The following is a 13,858-nucleotide window of genomic DNA, read 5'->3' as shown; positions in this document are numbered from 1 at the left end:
ACGTCACCCCGAACCGGGAGGGCGTCCCGCGCCGGCCAGGTGCGCCGCGAGCTGGGTCCGCGAGCGGACGCCCACCTTGCGGTACGCACGGCTGAGGTGGGCTTCGACGGTCTTCTCGCTGAGGTGGAGCCGTCCGGCGATCTGCCGGTTGGTCAGGCCGGCCGTGGCGAGCTCGGCGACCTGTCCTTCCGCCGGGGTGAAGCCGCCCGGTCGCGCGGTGCCCCGGCCGCCCATCGCCTGGGCGACCCGGTCGGACAACACCGTCGCCCGGCACGCCGCCGCCAGCTCGGCGGCTCGGGCCAGCACGGTCCGTCCCGCGGCCCGGTCCGCCTCCGCGACCAGCAGGGTGCCCAGCCGCGTCAACGACCTGGCCAGTTCCAGGCGGCCCTGGCTCTGCTCCAGCAGTTCGACCGACTCGGTCAGCAACCGGCGTGCCTCGGCCGGGGTCGCGGCGAGTGCGGCGGCGCCGCGCAGCGCGACGCCGACGTGTCGGGCGGCGCCGAACGACCGGGCGATGCGCACCTGCTCGGCGACCCGTTCCCCGGCGCTCTCGCGGTCGCCGAGCCGGCGGTACGCCTCGGCCGCACTCAGCCGCCACGGCACGTCCAGCATCAGCGACGCACCCCATCGCCGGTAGGACCGCTCGCAGGTCAGGGCGTCGGCCAACATGGCCCGTGGGTTGCCCTGCACGGCCCGCAGCCGGGTGCGAGCGCCCAGGAGCCACAGGTCCAAGGCGGTTCGCGGCTCGGCGCCGTCCGGCAGCACGCTGTCCCGGATCACGCGGTCGGCGTCGTCCGTCCGGCCCGTCTCGATCAGCAGGTGCACGTGGACAGCGTCGAGTGCCGGGGCGGCGAAGTTGGGCGAGCACGATCCCGCTGTTCCCCGCGCCGCATGGTCGGTGGCCGCCGCGAGATCGCCCCGCAGGAACGCGACGCGGGCCAGGAAGGCCCTCGTGAGCGCGAGCGGGAACAACAGGCCGCGCCGGACGGCCGTGTCGAGTGCCCGGTCCAGGTGCCGTCCGGCTTCGTCCAGCAGGTCGGCGACGACGAGGGTCTGCACGGCCGCCCAGATCGCGGTCCGGTCGGGGCCGAGCCGGTCGCCGGCCAGGGCCCGTCTGGCCGGCGCGAGCGCTTCGGCCGCCGGTCGTCCCGTCAGGATCGACTCCATCGACAGCTGGGCGTTCTCGACGGCCGGCGACCGGCCCGGCCGCAGGCGGAACGAAGCGAGGTGCTCGAGCAGCCGGGACCGCGACCCGAGGTCCGCCCGCGCCACGCCGACCAGCTCGGCCTCCAGTTCCGCCACGACTGTGCCGGGCATGCCCGGCGGCAGGTCGCCCACGGCCCCGGCCAGCAGTTCGATCGCTTCGTCCGTCGCGCCGCAGGCGTTGCGCGCCCGCGCGAGGCTGTAGGCACACACCACCCGCTGGGCGGCCGTGTCCGCCTGCGACAGCGCCAGCCGAAGGTGCACCTCGGCTTCGGCGGGGGCCAGCCGATGCAGCTCGCCGTTGCCCAGCAGCCGGTTCAGCTCCGACCGCAGCTCCAGCGGCGGGGGTTCGCGCAACGCGCGTCTGAGGTAGACGACCGCGTTGTCCGGCGAGCCCTGCGCCCGGGCTTCTTCCGCCGCCGCCATGAGCACGGTCACCCGGGCCGGATTCCCGGCCGGGGTGGTCTTCAGCAGGTGCGAGGCGATGCGTTCGGCCGGCAGGGCGGCCTCCGTCAGCACCCCGGCCGCCCGCTCGTGCTGCGCGCCGCGTTCGGCGAGCGGGATCCGGGACAACACCACCTCCCGCACGACGGGATGGACGAACGCCGGCGGGTCGGCGTGCTCGAACAGGTCGTGGCGCACCAGGCGTTCGGCTGCCGCGGCCGCGGCGGGCATCGGCAGGCCGGCCTGCCGGGCCACCAGGTGCAGATCCGTGCCGTCGCCGAGCACGGCCACGGCGGACACGACCGCCTGCACGTCGGCCGGTTGGCGGCGCAACCGCGCGACCAGGTGCCGGCGCAGGGCTTCGGGGCCGGCGGCCGTGACGGAAGCCGCCGCGGCCGCGTCCGGCCGGCCGCCGCCGGCAACCAGGACACGCACCAGCTCGTGGACGAACAGCGGATTGCCGCGGGTGACGGCGTGGCAGGCAGCGCGGAACTCGGGGGCCGCGTCCCGGCCGAACGCCAGCCGGACCAGGTGCCCGACGGCGGCTTCGCTGAGCCCCCTCGGCTCCAGCACCCGGACATCGCCGGCAGCCAGGATGTCCTCGAGCGGACCGCCGTCCCCCTCCCCGGTCCGGCTCGCGACGACGACCAGGACCGCGACGCCGTCAAGCCGCCGCGTCAGGAAACCGAGGAACCGCGACGACGGCAGGTCGAGCCACTGCGCGTCGTCGACGAGCACAACGACGGGTGCCGTTCCGGCGAGGTTGCCCACCAGCCCGTGCAACCCGTTCAACAGCGGGTACAGCGATTGCGGCGGTTCGGCGGACACGGCAGAGGGACTGAACAGGCACTCGGCGGCGCGGGCGGCGCCGGCGAACAGCCGGGTGTCGCCACCGGCGGCCAGCACCGGCCCGAACAGCTGCTGGACCGCACCGAAGGTGAAGTCCCGCTCCAGCTCGGCACCACACGCGGACAGCACGGTGCAGCCGGCCTCTCGTGCGGCGTGGCGCAGGTGGCGCAGCAAGGTCGTCTTGCCGAGCCCGGCGGCCGCTTCGAGGACAACGACACCCCCGCGCCCGGCCACGAGCTCCCGCAGCGCAGAGTCCAGCGCCCCGATCTCGACGTCGCGTTCCAGCACCGCATTCCGCACCCGGCTGCCTCCCCCGTACCAGCGGCCCCCAACGCCGAGAACAGGTACGGTGCGCGAGGTCGGGGATACAAGGCATCACACGAACGATGCAATGCCGGCTCCGGGGGCGGACGTCCACAATCTCCGAAAGGCATTCGCCCGTCGACAGAAGGGAGACCATCGCCGGACGTTCGTTCACCGCGGAGCGGTCACACCGTCGCAGCTGTTTTATGGGGTAACCCGCCAGGCAGGACCCCGGGACTCGACGAGTGGGAGCGGCAGCGCTGTCGAATTCCGACATGTGCCCACCACCGGCGCACCGGAACACCCGTCACTTGTTCGTGCCCGTGTACTGAGGTGATCGACCGGGATAACGGGCCGCGGAGTGATCGCAGCGATTCCTGGGGACTGGGACGGGTGGAGTTGGCCCGCGAACTGGAGCGCGTGGGGGCAGTGGCACTGCGAACGACGGCGTGCTGCCTGGCCTGGATCCCAGCTCTTGCATTCTTTCTTGTTCTATACAGCATTAGTGACAGTGATGCGTCCCGGAATACTGCGACGGACATCTTAGCATTCTGTGCGTTTGCGACGATTGCGGTGTCGTTGTGTTTTACGCCGGGGGCGGTATTGTGGTGGCTGCGTTATGAGTCGGTCCGGCGCACCGGCTGGCGAGCTGCGACGGTCACGGCAGTGATCGTGGTGGAACCGGGAGGTTTCCTCGCGGCTTTCGCTCGCCCGCGGACGGATCCTGGTAGAAAGCTCGACTACGTCGTCCACTACCGCGACGGCGATGGTGTTCGGCTGCGAGGTGGCGCCAGCTGTGGCATCACCCTCCGCTTTTGGCCTTCGACCGCGCGCAACCTGCGTGGGTCGGTGGCTCGGGCCGCTCGACCGTTGTCCTGTTCGCCAGCAGTCGCTGGGGCCCCCGCCGACCGCGTGCTGTACCCGCGACGTTCATTGCCGCCCTTCCCGCACGCTCGCAGTAGCCGAAGGTCCTGACCTTGACGGCGTTTCCGTTGTTCAGAGGTGCGCGGTGACGCGGAGCCGGGTGGCGTCGGTCGAGCGCGTCGCAGGTGGCGACTGCGCGCCTTGCGACTCACAAGCGCGGAGCAGTGGCCAGCGGGCACCAGTCCGCCGGGTCGGCCCACGGCGCCGACCACACGATCGGCGGTAGCCGCAGCGCTTCCGGCCGAGTGGCCGGCGGCGTAGCCCAACCGCGCGGTCGCACTTTCCATTGTGGACATTTCAGCGGCCGCAGTCGGCAGGCCGCCCGGCTGGACGGCGACCGCAGGCCGGCCGGCTACCGATACCGGCCCACACCAAGGCTGATCCGCTGCACGGTCTCGGCCGCGGCGCCGAGGCCTTCCGCGCCGCCCGCTCAGCGGCGCTTGACGAAGAACGGCGCGGCGCCGTCCCGGTACATCAGGACGAAGCCGGCGATCGACAAGACCAGCACACCGAGGTAGAACACCAGGTGCGCGATGTCGCCGCCGTTCATCGGGTCCGCGGTCGCGAGCCCGATCAGCTGCACCACCACGTTCAGGATGCCCAGCACGCCGAAGATCGCCAGCAGGGTCCGTGCCCAGACGGCGCCGCGGTACATCCCGTACACCAGTAGCGCCCACAGCGCGCCCAGCAGCAGAAGCGGGACCAACGCGGCCTCGACGGGGAGCGGGCCTTCCGTCGTTCTGGTCACGACCGTGCCGTCGCCGAGCCGCACCGACTGGTGCGTCGTGAACTGGAAGAGGTTCCCGCCCAGCACCTGGCTGAGCAGCGAACCGAGGAAATAGCACACGACCGCGCCCCACCAGGCGAACGCCGCTCGCTGGACCGGCGCCGGCCGCTCGACTCGGATGGCCTGGGGCGGCGCGGCCGGGAAGTGGCCGTAGGGCCAGTACTGTGGTGGAGGTCCCGGCGGGAGTCCCTCGCCGCCGCCCCCCTGCGTCTCGGACATGCACGCAGCGTATGCCGGGTCCGCCCGGTCCCGGCACGGATGTGCGCCGAACCGTTACCCGCCCGGTGTCACCCGGCTTCGGCCGGTTCCGAAGACCCGATGCGGCACAGCGACCGGCTCTACGACTACGACGCGCAGAGCGAGGTCCGCGCAGTGATCCACGGCGTCGCTGACCGTCATCCACCACCTGCGGACAGCGCGAAAAGTGGAAGCGGCCTACCTCGGAAAGTCGGCGTCTTGGCGTCGCTCGTTCCCCGACAGGTGTGACACTGAGTGTCATTGTGACGAGCGGGCCGCGTGCCCGTCGCCACCCTGCAGGGCGGCACTCAACTGCGTCATCACCTCGCGCAGAGGTGTCGCCGTGGTCATCACCGCCACCACGGTCTCTTCCGGGGCGCCCGCGGCTCTGCCGCCCGGCCGAAACGCGTCGGCCACCAGCGCGAACGCCTCGGCCGCGCTGGCCGAGATGTCCTCCTCGCCGCCGCTGCGGAGCCAGCGCCGGAGCACGTGGTTGTTGGCGGCCGCGATCGCGGCCGCCGCGACGGCCGCGCGCAGGCTCGCGACCTCGTCACCCTGCTCTTCGAACCGCGCCTGCAGGTAGCGCGCGAGCACCCGCTGGTAACGATCGACGGTCGCGACTTCCTTGTCCCGCAGCGAAGGCACCGTGCGCGTCAACGTGAAGCGCTTGAGCGACGTGTCGAGTTCGGCGGCATAGGAGTCGAGCACCAGGCCCACCGCGGCGCAGGCCACCTCGACCGGGTCGCGCGCCGGGTCCGCGGCGGCGAACGTCTCCTCCATTTCCGCCACGATCTCGTCGTGGTTGGCGAAGAGCACATCGTCCTTGGCGTCGAAGTACCGGAAGAACGTGCGACGGCCGACACCCGCGGCGGCCGCGATCTCGTCCACCGTGGTGGCCTCGTAGCCGTTGGCCACGAACAGGTCCACGGCCGCCGAGGCGAGCTCGCGGCGCAGCTTGCGCCGGCCCGCGGGGGTCGCCCCGGCCCGGGTGGCCGGGGTGCGGCGCGGCGAATCCGTCATGACCGGACGGTAGCAGCCATCTTGCTAGTGGCACTGAGTGCCGTTAGGCTGGGAGCCGTTCCCGGGCCGCTTGCCCTCCCCACCGAGCGGAAGGCGTCGACGATGTCGCTTGACCAGCAGTTGCAGCCCCTCGAGCCCGTCACGACGCCGGATCCCGCCGACGACCGGATCGGCGCCCGCTACAGCCGGCTCTTCGGCTGGCCGGTGAAGTGGCGCGGGCACCACCCCTTCCTGGCGCTGGAGAACGGGATCTGCGCGGTGACCCTGCCCAAACTGAGCGCGGGCCCGATCCTGGCCCGGCTCGCCGCCACCGGCTGCCAGGGCCCGGCCCTGGTCCTGTCGACCCATCGGGGCCCCAGGGTCGCCGTGCCGGCGGAAACCGACGGCCTCCTCCCCCTGCGCACCGACCTGCCCAAGGACATCGAAGTGCTCGCGTGGGGAGCACTGCTCCCCCTGCCGGTCACCGTCCGGCGCACCGACCTCGCAACGGAATGGCTCACCGCGCCCGACCCGCAGCAGCGGTGGCTCCCCAGCCTGAGCGCCGTCCTCTCGGCCGTCTCCGCCGGTGAGCGATAGGCGCCTTCGTCGAACAACGGACGCCCGGACGCGCTGCGTTCAAAAACTCAAGCCGCACTGCGCACGCGACGGCCGGTCATCGGCGGCCGCCGCCCTCGGTGCGCAGGTTCAACGCGAAAGCCGGAACCGCGTACGGACCGGGGCGGCGCGGGCCGTTCGGGAAGAGGACGACCATGTGCCGTCCCCAGCCGCCCACCCACGCGAGCCGGTCGGTGAAGTCCGCCAGTGCATTGGCCCCGTGCGTCGAAGACATCGCCTTCAGCACGATGCCGGTGCCCTCGCGGTAGCGGACGTCGATCTCCGGCGGGGGCCGCCTCAGTGAGCGGCCGTTGCGGGTGGAGACACGCACGATGTCGACCGTCGCGTTCCGCCAGCCGGTGGCCGCGACCGCGCGGGCCCGGCCCCACCAGCCGACCGCGGCCCAGACCGCGAACAGCGTCCCGAGCGAGCCGGCCATGAGCAGGACATAGCCGAGGTTGACGAGGAACTGGCTCTTGTTCTCTTCCACCAGGGTGCGCACACGATCCGGGTCGGCCCGGTCGTAGATCACGGTGACCCGCTCACCGACGACGTAGGAGTGCTTCGAGTCGCGGACGATCTTCGCGGTCCGCGACTCGAAGCGCACCTCCAACGTCATCCCGCCGCGGGTGTAGGGCCGCACGGAAACCACCTCGCCGGTGGTCCGCGCGCCGGTCGCGAGGAGCTCGTCGGCGGCCTTGTCGAGCAGGACCAGATCCGCGGCCCCGGCCCCGGCCAGTGCCATCCAGACGAGAACGAACGCCGTGGCGCGACGCGCCACCCGGCGCAGCCGCCCGGTTTCGACCACGAAGTCGATCCGGCGGTCGTGGTCGTGGTCGGTCGGCAGCGGCAACCAGCCCCCGAAACCGTTCTCGCTCGCGGCAGCGCGGCTCCGGATCGACACCCGCAGCCGCCAGACCGCGCCGCCGGCCCCCACCGCAACCAGGACGGCAACGGCGGGAACCAGCCCGAAAGCCGCCACCACATCCGGAGAAAAGGCGAAGACGGCGACCACGGCCGCCGGGAGGGCGAACCACAACCAATGCCGCTTGACGAAACCGCCGAAGGGGTCCATCAGCCGAGCTTAGAAGCCTTGAGCAGCACCGATGCTGCGAGAAACGGCACAGGACGGCGAGGCAACGGGACGGCCGCGCCAGGCGTGCAAGTGGGCAGGCCCGACGGTCACCCGAATGCCACCTCGTCGCAATTCGTGGAAACCATTCGCACCTGCCTGGGCATCGACGTGATTCAGTCGAAGTAATCAACCGGGCACGCACTTCAACGGCGCCGCTGCACCCGGCACCGGACACTTCTCGGCGTCCGCAGGGGTCAGCCGCGGCGGCTCAGCCACTCCCGCGCGGTGGCGAGGTAGACCCGGGCGAAGTCGGTATCGGGCGCCCACGCCTCGAACCCGTGTGGGGCTCCGGGCACGACGTGGATGGTCGTATCGACACCCGCCGCGCGCAGCCGGCGCGCGTACTCGGCGTCTTCGTCATGGAACAGGTCGATGTCGCCGACGCCGATCCAGGTGGGCGGCAGCCCGGCCAGGTCTTCGCGGCGCGCGGGCACGGCGTAGTGCGGCACCACCTCGGCCCCGGGCTCCACGCCCAGGTAAGCGCGCCAGCCGAAGCGGTTGAGACGGTTGTCCCAGCCTCGGTGCCGCCGCGCATCGAGGTCACGCCGGGCAGCGGTGCGGTCGTCGAGCATCGGACAGAACAGCCACTGGGCGAGGGGTTCCTGCCCCAGGTCTCGCAGCCGTTGGACCAGCGCGGCCGCGAGCCCGGCGCCCGCGCTCTGCCCACCGACGACAACACCGCCCGGGTCGGCGGCGTGGTCGCGCGCCCAGGTCCAGGCGGCGTGGCAGTCATCGAGCGCGGCCGGGTACCGGCTCTCCGGGGCCAGCCGGTATTCGGCCGACACCACGGTGATCCCCAGCTCCCGGGCGGTCTCCGCGCAGAAGCGGTCGTCCTGGACCGCGCTGCCGATGACCAGGCCGCCGCCGTGGATCCACAGGAGCGTGAGATCGGACCGCGGCTCGCGCGGCCGGTAGATCCGCCACCTCGGCGTGACCTCGACGTCGACGTCCGCTGTCACCGCCGGCCGCGTCCGAGTGGTCGCCCACCGCACCAGGCGCAGCCCCCAAGCTCGCTCCAGCGGCAGGCGTGGCAGCCACCGCGCCTTGCCACGGAGTTCCGGCGCCACCTCGGAAAGTTTCACTGGGCCGACCAACCGCCGTCGGAGGGCAGCACCACACCGTTGACGTTCACACCGTCGTCGCTCAGCAGGAACGTGATCGATGCGGCCACCTGCTCGGCCGTCGCGATCGGCGGCATGAGCCCGAAGAATCCGCCGAGGCGGCCCTGCCCGAACTCCGACGGCGCGGCGCCCGCCGCGATGCCCGTCGCGACACCGCCAGGCGCGACGGCGTTCACACGGATACCGTGCGGCCCGTACATGACCGCGCAGTTGCGGGTGATCCCGACAACCGCGTGTTTCGAGGCGGTGTAAGCGATTCCGGCGGCCGAACCGCGCAATGCCGCTTCGGAGGCGATGTTCACGATCGAGCCGGATCCGGCTTCGAGCATCGCCGGGATCACCGCGCGGATCAGCCGGAACGTGCCCTCGACGTTGACCGCGAAAACCCTTCGCCACAGCTCGTCGCTCACCTCGTGGGCCGGTGAGAAGTCGTCGGTGATGCCTGCAACATTGGCCAGGCCATCGATCCGGGTTCCGGCGGCGGCCAGGATCCGCTCGATCCCGGCGGCGTCGGTGATGTCCGCGGGCACCGGGACCAGCTCGGGTGCCCCGGCGGCGAATTCGTCGAGGCGGTCCGCCGAGACATCGACCGCGACAACCCGGCCCCCTTCACCCATGATGCGGGACGCGGTGGCCCGGCCGATGCCCGACGCCGCACCGGTCACGACCACCGTACGGCCCTCGAACCGGCCCGAGACGATCCTCTCCCGCGACCCGGCCGTGGTCGGGACGACGCCGTTGTTGACCCGCTCCACCAGATCGTCGACGACATCCTGGCCGAGTTTTCCCTGACTGAGCGCGACGAGCTGGCCCAGTGGCACCTGCCGGATCGGCGCGAGCACGGTCTCGTCGAAGCCCGCGTCGGAGAGCAGAGCCCGGATGAGCGGGCCACCTTCGGCGTGCGTGATCCACTCCCCGATCGGCGTGTGCGCGGTCAACACCTTTGTCGTGATCATGGCAGCAGCTTACCGCAAATTAAATCACTTGCTTGACAACGTCGGACCGACCAGGTCGAGACCCGGGCTCGCCGTCGAGCACCTGGCCAAGGACTTGGAGACCACCCACGCTTCCCAGTTGGTCACCCCCGGAAACGGCACACCGTCGCCGGGGCCGCCGAGTGGCCGAACAAGCTGTCCGGCTGCTTCCCCCTCGCACGACCGGTACGCCGCGGCTGTCTGGTCGAACGTTCGCGGTGTCTGTTCTCTGGCCGTCAGTTGTAAGACGGGAAATGGTGCTGCACCAATTGTTCGTCCTCGGAGGACAGCCGCGTACCCATTGACGACTTCCCGCCCGGGTGGAATCGGGGTCACGTTCGAGGGACATCGGCGCCTGGCGAGTCGTTTTCGGCGCTGCGTGCCGATAGAAGAGGCTGGTCGGTGTCCGGGCCGCTCAGCCGGTTCGGGGGGCCGTGCCCGGCTGGGCTCCGGACACCGGCGCGTCACCCGTCTCGCGGACCGTGAAGAGCGAAGAACGGCGTCCGTACCGCAACTGCGTGCGGTTGATACGGTGGGAATGTGACGACGCATCGGCTCGGCAAGGTGCAGCAGGTCATCCTGCTGTGCGCCCTTGCCGTGTGCGTTGTCGCGATGCACCACTTCAGCGTCGCCTCCGGCATGCCCGGCGCCGCGGAGGTCACTGCGTCGCACGCCATGTCCGACGTGGGGCCGGAAATGGCGGCGCCGGCCGTCAGCGCCGGCGAACACGATCCGGGCATGCCCGGCGGCATGCACGACATGCTGCACCTCTGCCTGGCCGTACTGTGCGCGGCCGCCGCGCTCCTCCTGGCACTGACCGCTTTCCTGGGCCTCTCGTGGTTCACCACGACGTTCGCCCCATCGCCTCGGCTCCGCGGCTCGCCGCGGCGGGGACGTCCGCCCGACAGGGGCGGCCGAAGCATCCTGACCTCTCTGTGCGTGCTGCGCACGTGATCGACCCGGCCTTCCCGGTCTCGTCGTTCACGAACAACCAGCACAGAGAAGGATTTGTCATGCGCAAAAACATCTTCATCAGCGGCATCGTCTTGACTTCCGCCGTGCTTCTCGGCGCCTGCAGCAGCAACGACTCGATGTCCGGAATGGACCACAGCTCGTCGTCGGTGCCCGCTCCGGCTCCGTCCCCCCAAGCGGCTGCCGGCCACAACGCCGACGACGTCACGTTCGCCCAGCAGATGGTCCCGCACCACAGCCAGGCCCTCGACATGGCGAAACTGGTCCCGTCGCGCAGCACCAACCCGAAGGTGCTCGACCTCGCGAGCCGCATCGCCAAGGCTCAGGACCCCGAGATCCAGCAGATGCAGACCTGGCTGACCACCTGGGGCGCCGGCATGTCCGGCATGCCGGGAATGACCCACGAGCCGATGCCCGGCATGATGTCCGACCCCGACCTGAAGAAGCTCGAGGGCACCAAGGGCGCCGAGTTCGACAAGATGTGGCTCGACATGATGATCAAGCACCACCAGGGCGCGGTCGACATGGCCGGGACCGAACTCTCCAAGGGCAGCAACGCCGATGCGAAGGTGCTCGCCCAGAAGATCATCGACGGCCAGCAGGCGGAGATCACCGAGATGCAGGACCTGCTCACCCGGAGCTGATCACCGGTCGCCGGGGCGGCCCCCGCCCCGGCGACCACCGGCAGCCTGCGGCGCGGGAAGACCGTTCGCGACATTCGTGTTGGATCCCTGGAAAATTTCGACGCACGACACGCCGACACCGGCCACCCACGACACCAGCGGGCCGATGACGAGCAGGACCGCGCCGGAGCGGGCAGCCGCGCCGGAGCGCACGATCGGCGTCACTTCAACGCCATTCCCGGGACCCGGGCACGGATCGCGTCCATGGTCGCCTCGTCCGAGACGCCCTGCCAGTCGTACCGCGGCGTGTAGGGGGCGGTGAGCGCGCGGACGTCCTCGTCGGTGAGCTCGACGTCCAGCGACGCGATCGCGTCGTCGATCTGCTTGACCGAACCGGCGCCGACCAGCGGGGCGGTGACGACCGGCTGGCGGTGCAGCCAGGCCAGGGCGATCGAGGCGCGGCTCACGCCGTGGTCGGCCGCGACCTTCCCCACCGCATCGATGATGGCGTGGTTCGATGCCTCTTCCGCGGGCGAGTAGAGCATGTCGGCGTAGCCGCCGTCGGTTTCCGAGCGGGCGGTCGACTTCGCGTCGTCCCACGCGCGGGCGAGGCGGCCGCGGGCCAGGGGGCTCCAGATGATCGTGCCGACGCCTTCGTCCAGGCACAGCGGGATCATCTCGCGTTCTTCCTCGCGGGCGAGCAGGTTGTAGTGGTCCTGCATGGACACGAACCGGGCCCAGCCGTGCTGCTTCTGCAGGTGCAGTGCCTTGGCGAACTCCCAGGCGAACATCGACGACGCGCCCAGGTAGCGCACCTTGCCGGCCTTCACCAGATCGCTGAGGGCTTCGAGGGTCTCCTCCAGCGGCGTCGTGTGGTCGTTGCGGTGCACCTGGTAGAGGTCGATGTAGTCGGTGCCGAGCCGCCGCAGGGAGTGGTCGACCTCGGTCATGATCGCCTTGCGGGACAAGCCCTTGCCGTTGGGGCCGGGGCGCATCGGGTGGCGCAGCTTGGTGGCGATCACCACGTCGTCGCGGTCGGCGAAGTCCTTCAGCGCGCGGCCGAGAATCTCCTCGCTCGAGCCGTTGGAGTACATGTTCGCGGTGTCGAAGAAGTTGACGCCGGCCTCGACGGCGTGCTTGATCAGCGGGCGCGCGTCGGCCTCGCCGAGGGACCAGACGGGGTGGCCGCGGTCGGGTTCGCCGTAGGTCATCGCGCCGATCGCGATGGGCGAGACGTCCAGGCCGGTGGTGCCGAGCTTCTGATAACGCATGGAAGACTCCCGAGACTCAACATGCGGACGATCCTCCGCAAGTGCTTCCGAAACTAGCGGAGGATTGTCCGGGAGTCAAAGGGTGAGGCATCATCGGGGCATGACCGACCAGACGCCGGGCACCTACGGCACGCAGCGCAAGGCCGCCGCGCGCAACCGTGTCGCGATCATCGAGGCCGCTCACGAGCTGTTCGCGGAGAACCCGCTCGTGCCGCTGAGCGAGGTCGCCAAACGCGCCGGCGTCGGCGCCGGAACGCTCTACCGCCACTTCCCCACCCGGGAAGACCTGATCCTCGCGGCCTACCAGCACGACATCGAACGCCTGACCACCATCGCCGACGAGGTGCTCGCGCGTCATTCGTCGGCAAAGGCCGCCTTCGTCGAGTGGTTCGAGATCCTGTCGGCCTACATCCGCATCAAGCACGGCCTCGGCGACGCGTTGCACAGCGCCGCGGCCCAGGACGTGATCAGCGCCTCGTGGGCGCCGACGACCGCCGCGGTGGCGAAGCTGGTCGAGGCCTGCGTGGCCGAGGGCACGATCGCCGCCGGGCATGATCCGGCGGACATCATCATGCTGATGAGCTTCCTGTGGCGGGTCGCGAACAACGACGAAGGCGTGGCCCAGGGACGGCGCCTGATCGCCGCGGTGTTTTGCGGCCTCGAGCAAGCGCCACGACCGGTGTGAACAGCCGGTGACCGCACCATGCCCCGGTCACCCCACATCGAGACCGCGCCTTGCGGTGAGCCGCGGGAGCTTTCTTCGTCTCGGCCACCCGCAGGTCGCCCGTTCCTGATCGACGGGCGAGCCTGGGAACCGGGCCTTTGTGCGGTGGCTGATGATCGGAGCGGGTCACTTGAGACGATAGGCCCGGATGATCGACTGATCCACGGTGTGACCCGCCGCGTCGACCGCGGTCGCCCGGAACGACGCGAAGGTGGCGTGGGCCGGGTGCCGGAGTCCGGCGGTCCCGTGGTCCCCGGTGCGCGCCACCACGGCGGGCAGCCAGGTGGCTCCGTCGTCATAGGACACCTGCACGGTCAGCTTCGTGATCGCTGCGGCCGAGCCCGTGTGCTGAACGCTGACCGGAACCACGAACGGGACACCGGCCGGTGCGCGTGAAGGACAGGAGCGTCTGCCCGTCCTCGGCCTCCGGCCGGTCGACGACCATTCCGACGGGTTCGGCCGCCCGCGCGTCGAGTGTCGTTTCGACGTCCCGGGTCACGGCGATCTCGGGTTCGACGAACTGGACGGTGGTCAGCCCGTTGTCCGCGTCCCGCCCGAAAAGCTTGGCCTGGAAGAAGAAGCGGCCTCGCGGCAGCCGGAGCACGATCGAGCTGTCCCACGCGGACCGCACGTAGCCCATCGGATTGTCGACGTCGGCGAGGCCGATACATGATCAT

Annotated in this window: 14 protein-coding genes; 4 read left to right on the top strand and 10 right to left on the bottom strand. The window is 70.9% G+C overall.

Going from position 1 to position 13,858, the window contains the following annotated elements:
• Positions 1 to 3: 3 nt before the first annotated feature.
• From ACIA5G_RS45605 to ACIA5G_RS45595, 3 genes are all read right to left on the bottom strand, one after another.
• Positions 4 to 2,796 (bottom strand): ATP-binding protein, encoded by a 2,793-nt coding sequence (locus ACIA5G_RS45605; protein ID WP_395935270.1) that lies wholly within the window; start codon positions 2,794 to 2,796, stop codon positions 4 to 6.
• 1,357 nt (positions 2,797 to 4,153) lie between these two features.
• The gene (locus tag ACIA5G_RS45600) at positions 4,154 to 4,729 is read right to left on the bottom strand and encodes a hypothetical protein (protein WP_395935268.1); all 576 of its coding nucleotides are present in this window, start codon (positions 4,727 to 4,729) and stop codon (positions 4,154 to 4,156) included.
• Between the two features lie 276 nt (positions 4,730 to 5,005).
• Positions 5,006 to 5,767, bottom strand: coding sequence for a TetR family transcriptional regulator (locus tag ACIA5G_RS45595; RefSeq protein ID WP_395935266.1), 762 nt, complete (start codon positions 5,765 to 5,767; stop codon positions 5,006 to 5,008).
• Positions 5,768 to 5,869: 102 nt separating this feature from the next.
• On the opposite strand from ACIA5G_RS45595, the gene ACIA5G_RS45590 reads away from it, so the two are divergent.
• A complete protein-coding gene (locus ACIA5G_RS45590; protein ID WP_395935264.1) occupies positions 5,870 to 6,343 on the top strand; it encodes a glycogen operon protein GlgX in 474 nt (157 codons plus the stop codon).
• Positions 6,344 to 6,419: 76 nt separating this feature from the next.
• Here ACIA5G_RS45590 and ACIA5G_RS45585 read toward each other — a convergent pair whose 3' ends face one another.
• The 3 genes from ACIA5G_RS45585 to ACIA5G_RS45575 form a co-directional block, all read right to left on the bottom strand.
• Positions 6,420 to 7,436 (bottom strand): DUF3592 domain-containing protein, encoded by a 1,017-nt coding sequence (locus ACIA5G_RS45585; protein ID WP_395935262.1) that lies wholly within the window; start codon positions 7,434 to 7,436, stop codon positions 6,420 to 6,422.
• A 254-nt stretch (positions 7,437 to 7,690) separates the two neighbouring features.
• Positions 7,691 to 8,563, bottom strand: a complete 873-nt coding sequence (locus tag ACIA5G_RS45580) for an alpha/beta hydrolase (RefSeq protein ID WP_395935260.1) — start codon at positions 8,561 to 8,563, stop codon at positions 7,691 to 7,693.
• Between the two features lie 11 nt (positions 8,564 to 8,574).
• The gene (locus tag ACIA5G_RS45575) at positions 8,575 to 9,573 is read right to left on the bottom strand and encodes an SDR family NAD(P)-dependent oxidoreductase (RefSeq protein ID WP_395935258.1); all 999 of its coding nucleotides are present in this window, start codon (positions 9,571 to 9,573) and stop codon (positions 8,575 to 8,577) included.
• 558 nt (positions 9,574 to 10,131) lie between these two features.
• Between ACIA5G_RS45575 and ACIA5G_RS45570 the strand changes: the two genes are divergently transcribed.
• Positions 10,132 to 10,545, top strand: coding sequence for a hypothetical protein (locus ACIA5G_RS45570; RefSeq protein WP_395935256.1), 414 nt, complete (start codon positions 10,132 to 10,134; stop codon positions 10,543 to 10,545).
• 59 nt (positions 10,546 to 10,604) lie between these two features.
• Positions 10,605 to 11,207 (top strand): DUF305 domain-containing protein, encoded by a 603-nt coding sequence (locus tag ACIA5G_RS45565; RefSeq protein WP_395935254.1) that lies wholly within the window; start codon positions 10,605 to 10,607, stop codon positions 11,205 to 11,207.
• Here ACIA5G_RS45565 and ACIA5G_RS45560 read toward each other — a convergent pair whose 3' ends face one another.
• Positions 11,208 to 11,411 carry a hypothetical protein gene (locus ACIA5G_RS45560; RefSeq protein WP_395935252.1) on the bottom strand — a complete coding sequence of 68 codons (204 nt, stop codon included), beginning with the start codon at positions 11,409 to 11,411 and terminating at the stop codon, positions 11,208 to 11,210.
• The gene (locus tag ACIA5G_RS45555; RefSeq protein ID WP_395935250.1) at positions 11,408 to 12,457 is read right to left on the bottom strand and encodes an aldo/keto reductase; all 1,050 of its coding nucleotides are present in this window, start codon (positions 12,455 to 12,457) and stop codon (positions 11,408 to 11,410) included. The genes ACIA5G_RS45560 and ACIA5G_RS45555 overlap by 4 nt, the downstream gene beginning before the upstream one ends.
• Positions 12,458 to 12,557: 100 nt before the next feature.
• Here ACIA5G_RS45555 and ACIA5G_RS45550 point away from each other — a divergent pair, with 100 nt between their 5' ends.
• The gene (locus tag ACIA5G_RS45550) at positions 12,558 to 13,142 is read left to right on the top strand and encodes a TetR/AcrR family transcriptional regulator (RefSeq protein ID WP_395935248.1); all 585 of its coding nucleotides are present in this window, start codon (positions 12,558 to 12,560) and stop codon (positions 13,140 to 13,142) included.
• A gap of 165 nt (positions 13,143 to 13,307) precedes the next feature.
• On the opposite strand, the gene ACIA5G_RS45545 is transcribed toward ACIA5G_RS45550, so the two are convergent.
• Together ACIA5G_RS45545 and ACIA5G_RS45540 are read right to left on the bottom strand one after the other, a co-directional pair.
• Positions 13,308 to 13,487, bottom strand: a complete 180-nt coding sequence (locus ACIA5G_RS45545) for a hypothetical protein (protein WP_395935246.1) — start codon at positions 13,485 to 13,487, stop codon at positions 13,308 to 13,310.
• Positions 13,477 to 13,821: a hypothetical protein gene (locus ACIA5G_RS45540; protein ID WP_395935244.1), complete on the bottom strand. Its 345-nt coding sequence runs from the start codon at positions 13,819 to 13,821 to the stop codon at positions 13,477 to 13,479. The genes ACIA5G_RS45545 and ACIA5G_RS45540 overlap by 11 nt, the downstream gene beginning before the upstream one ends.
• Between the last annotated feature and the right edge of the window lie 37 nt (positions 13,822 to 13,858).

Origin of the sequence: Amycolatopsis sp. NPDC051758 (assembly GCF_044453095.1) — a bacterium.
Taxonomy (GTDB): domain Bacteria; phylum Actinomycetota; class Actinomycetes; order Mycobacteriales; family Pseudonocardiaceae; genus Amycolatopsis.
This window is presented reverse-complemented; position numbering and strand designations above follow the sequence as displayed.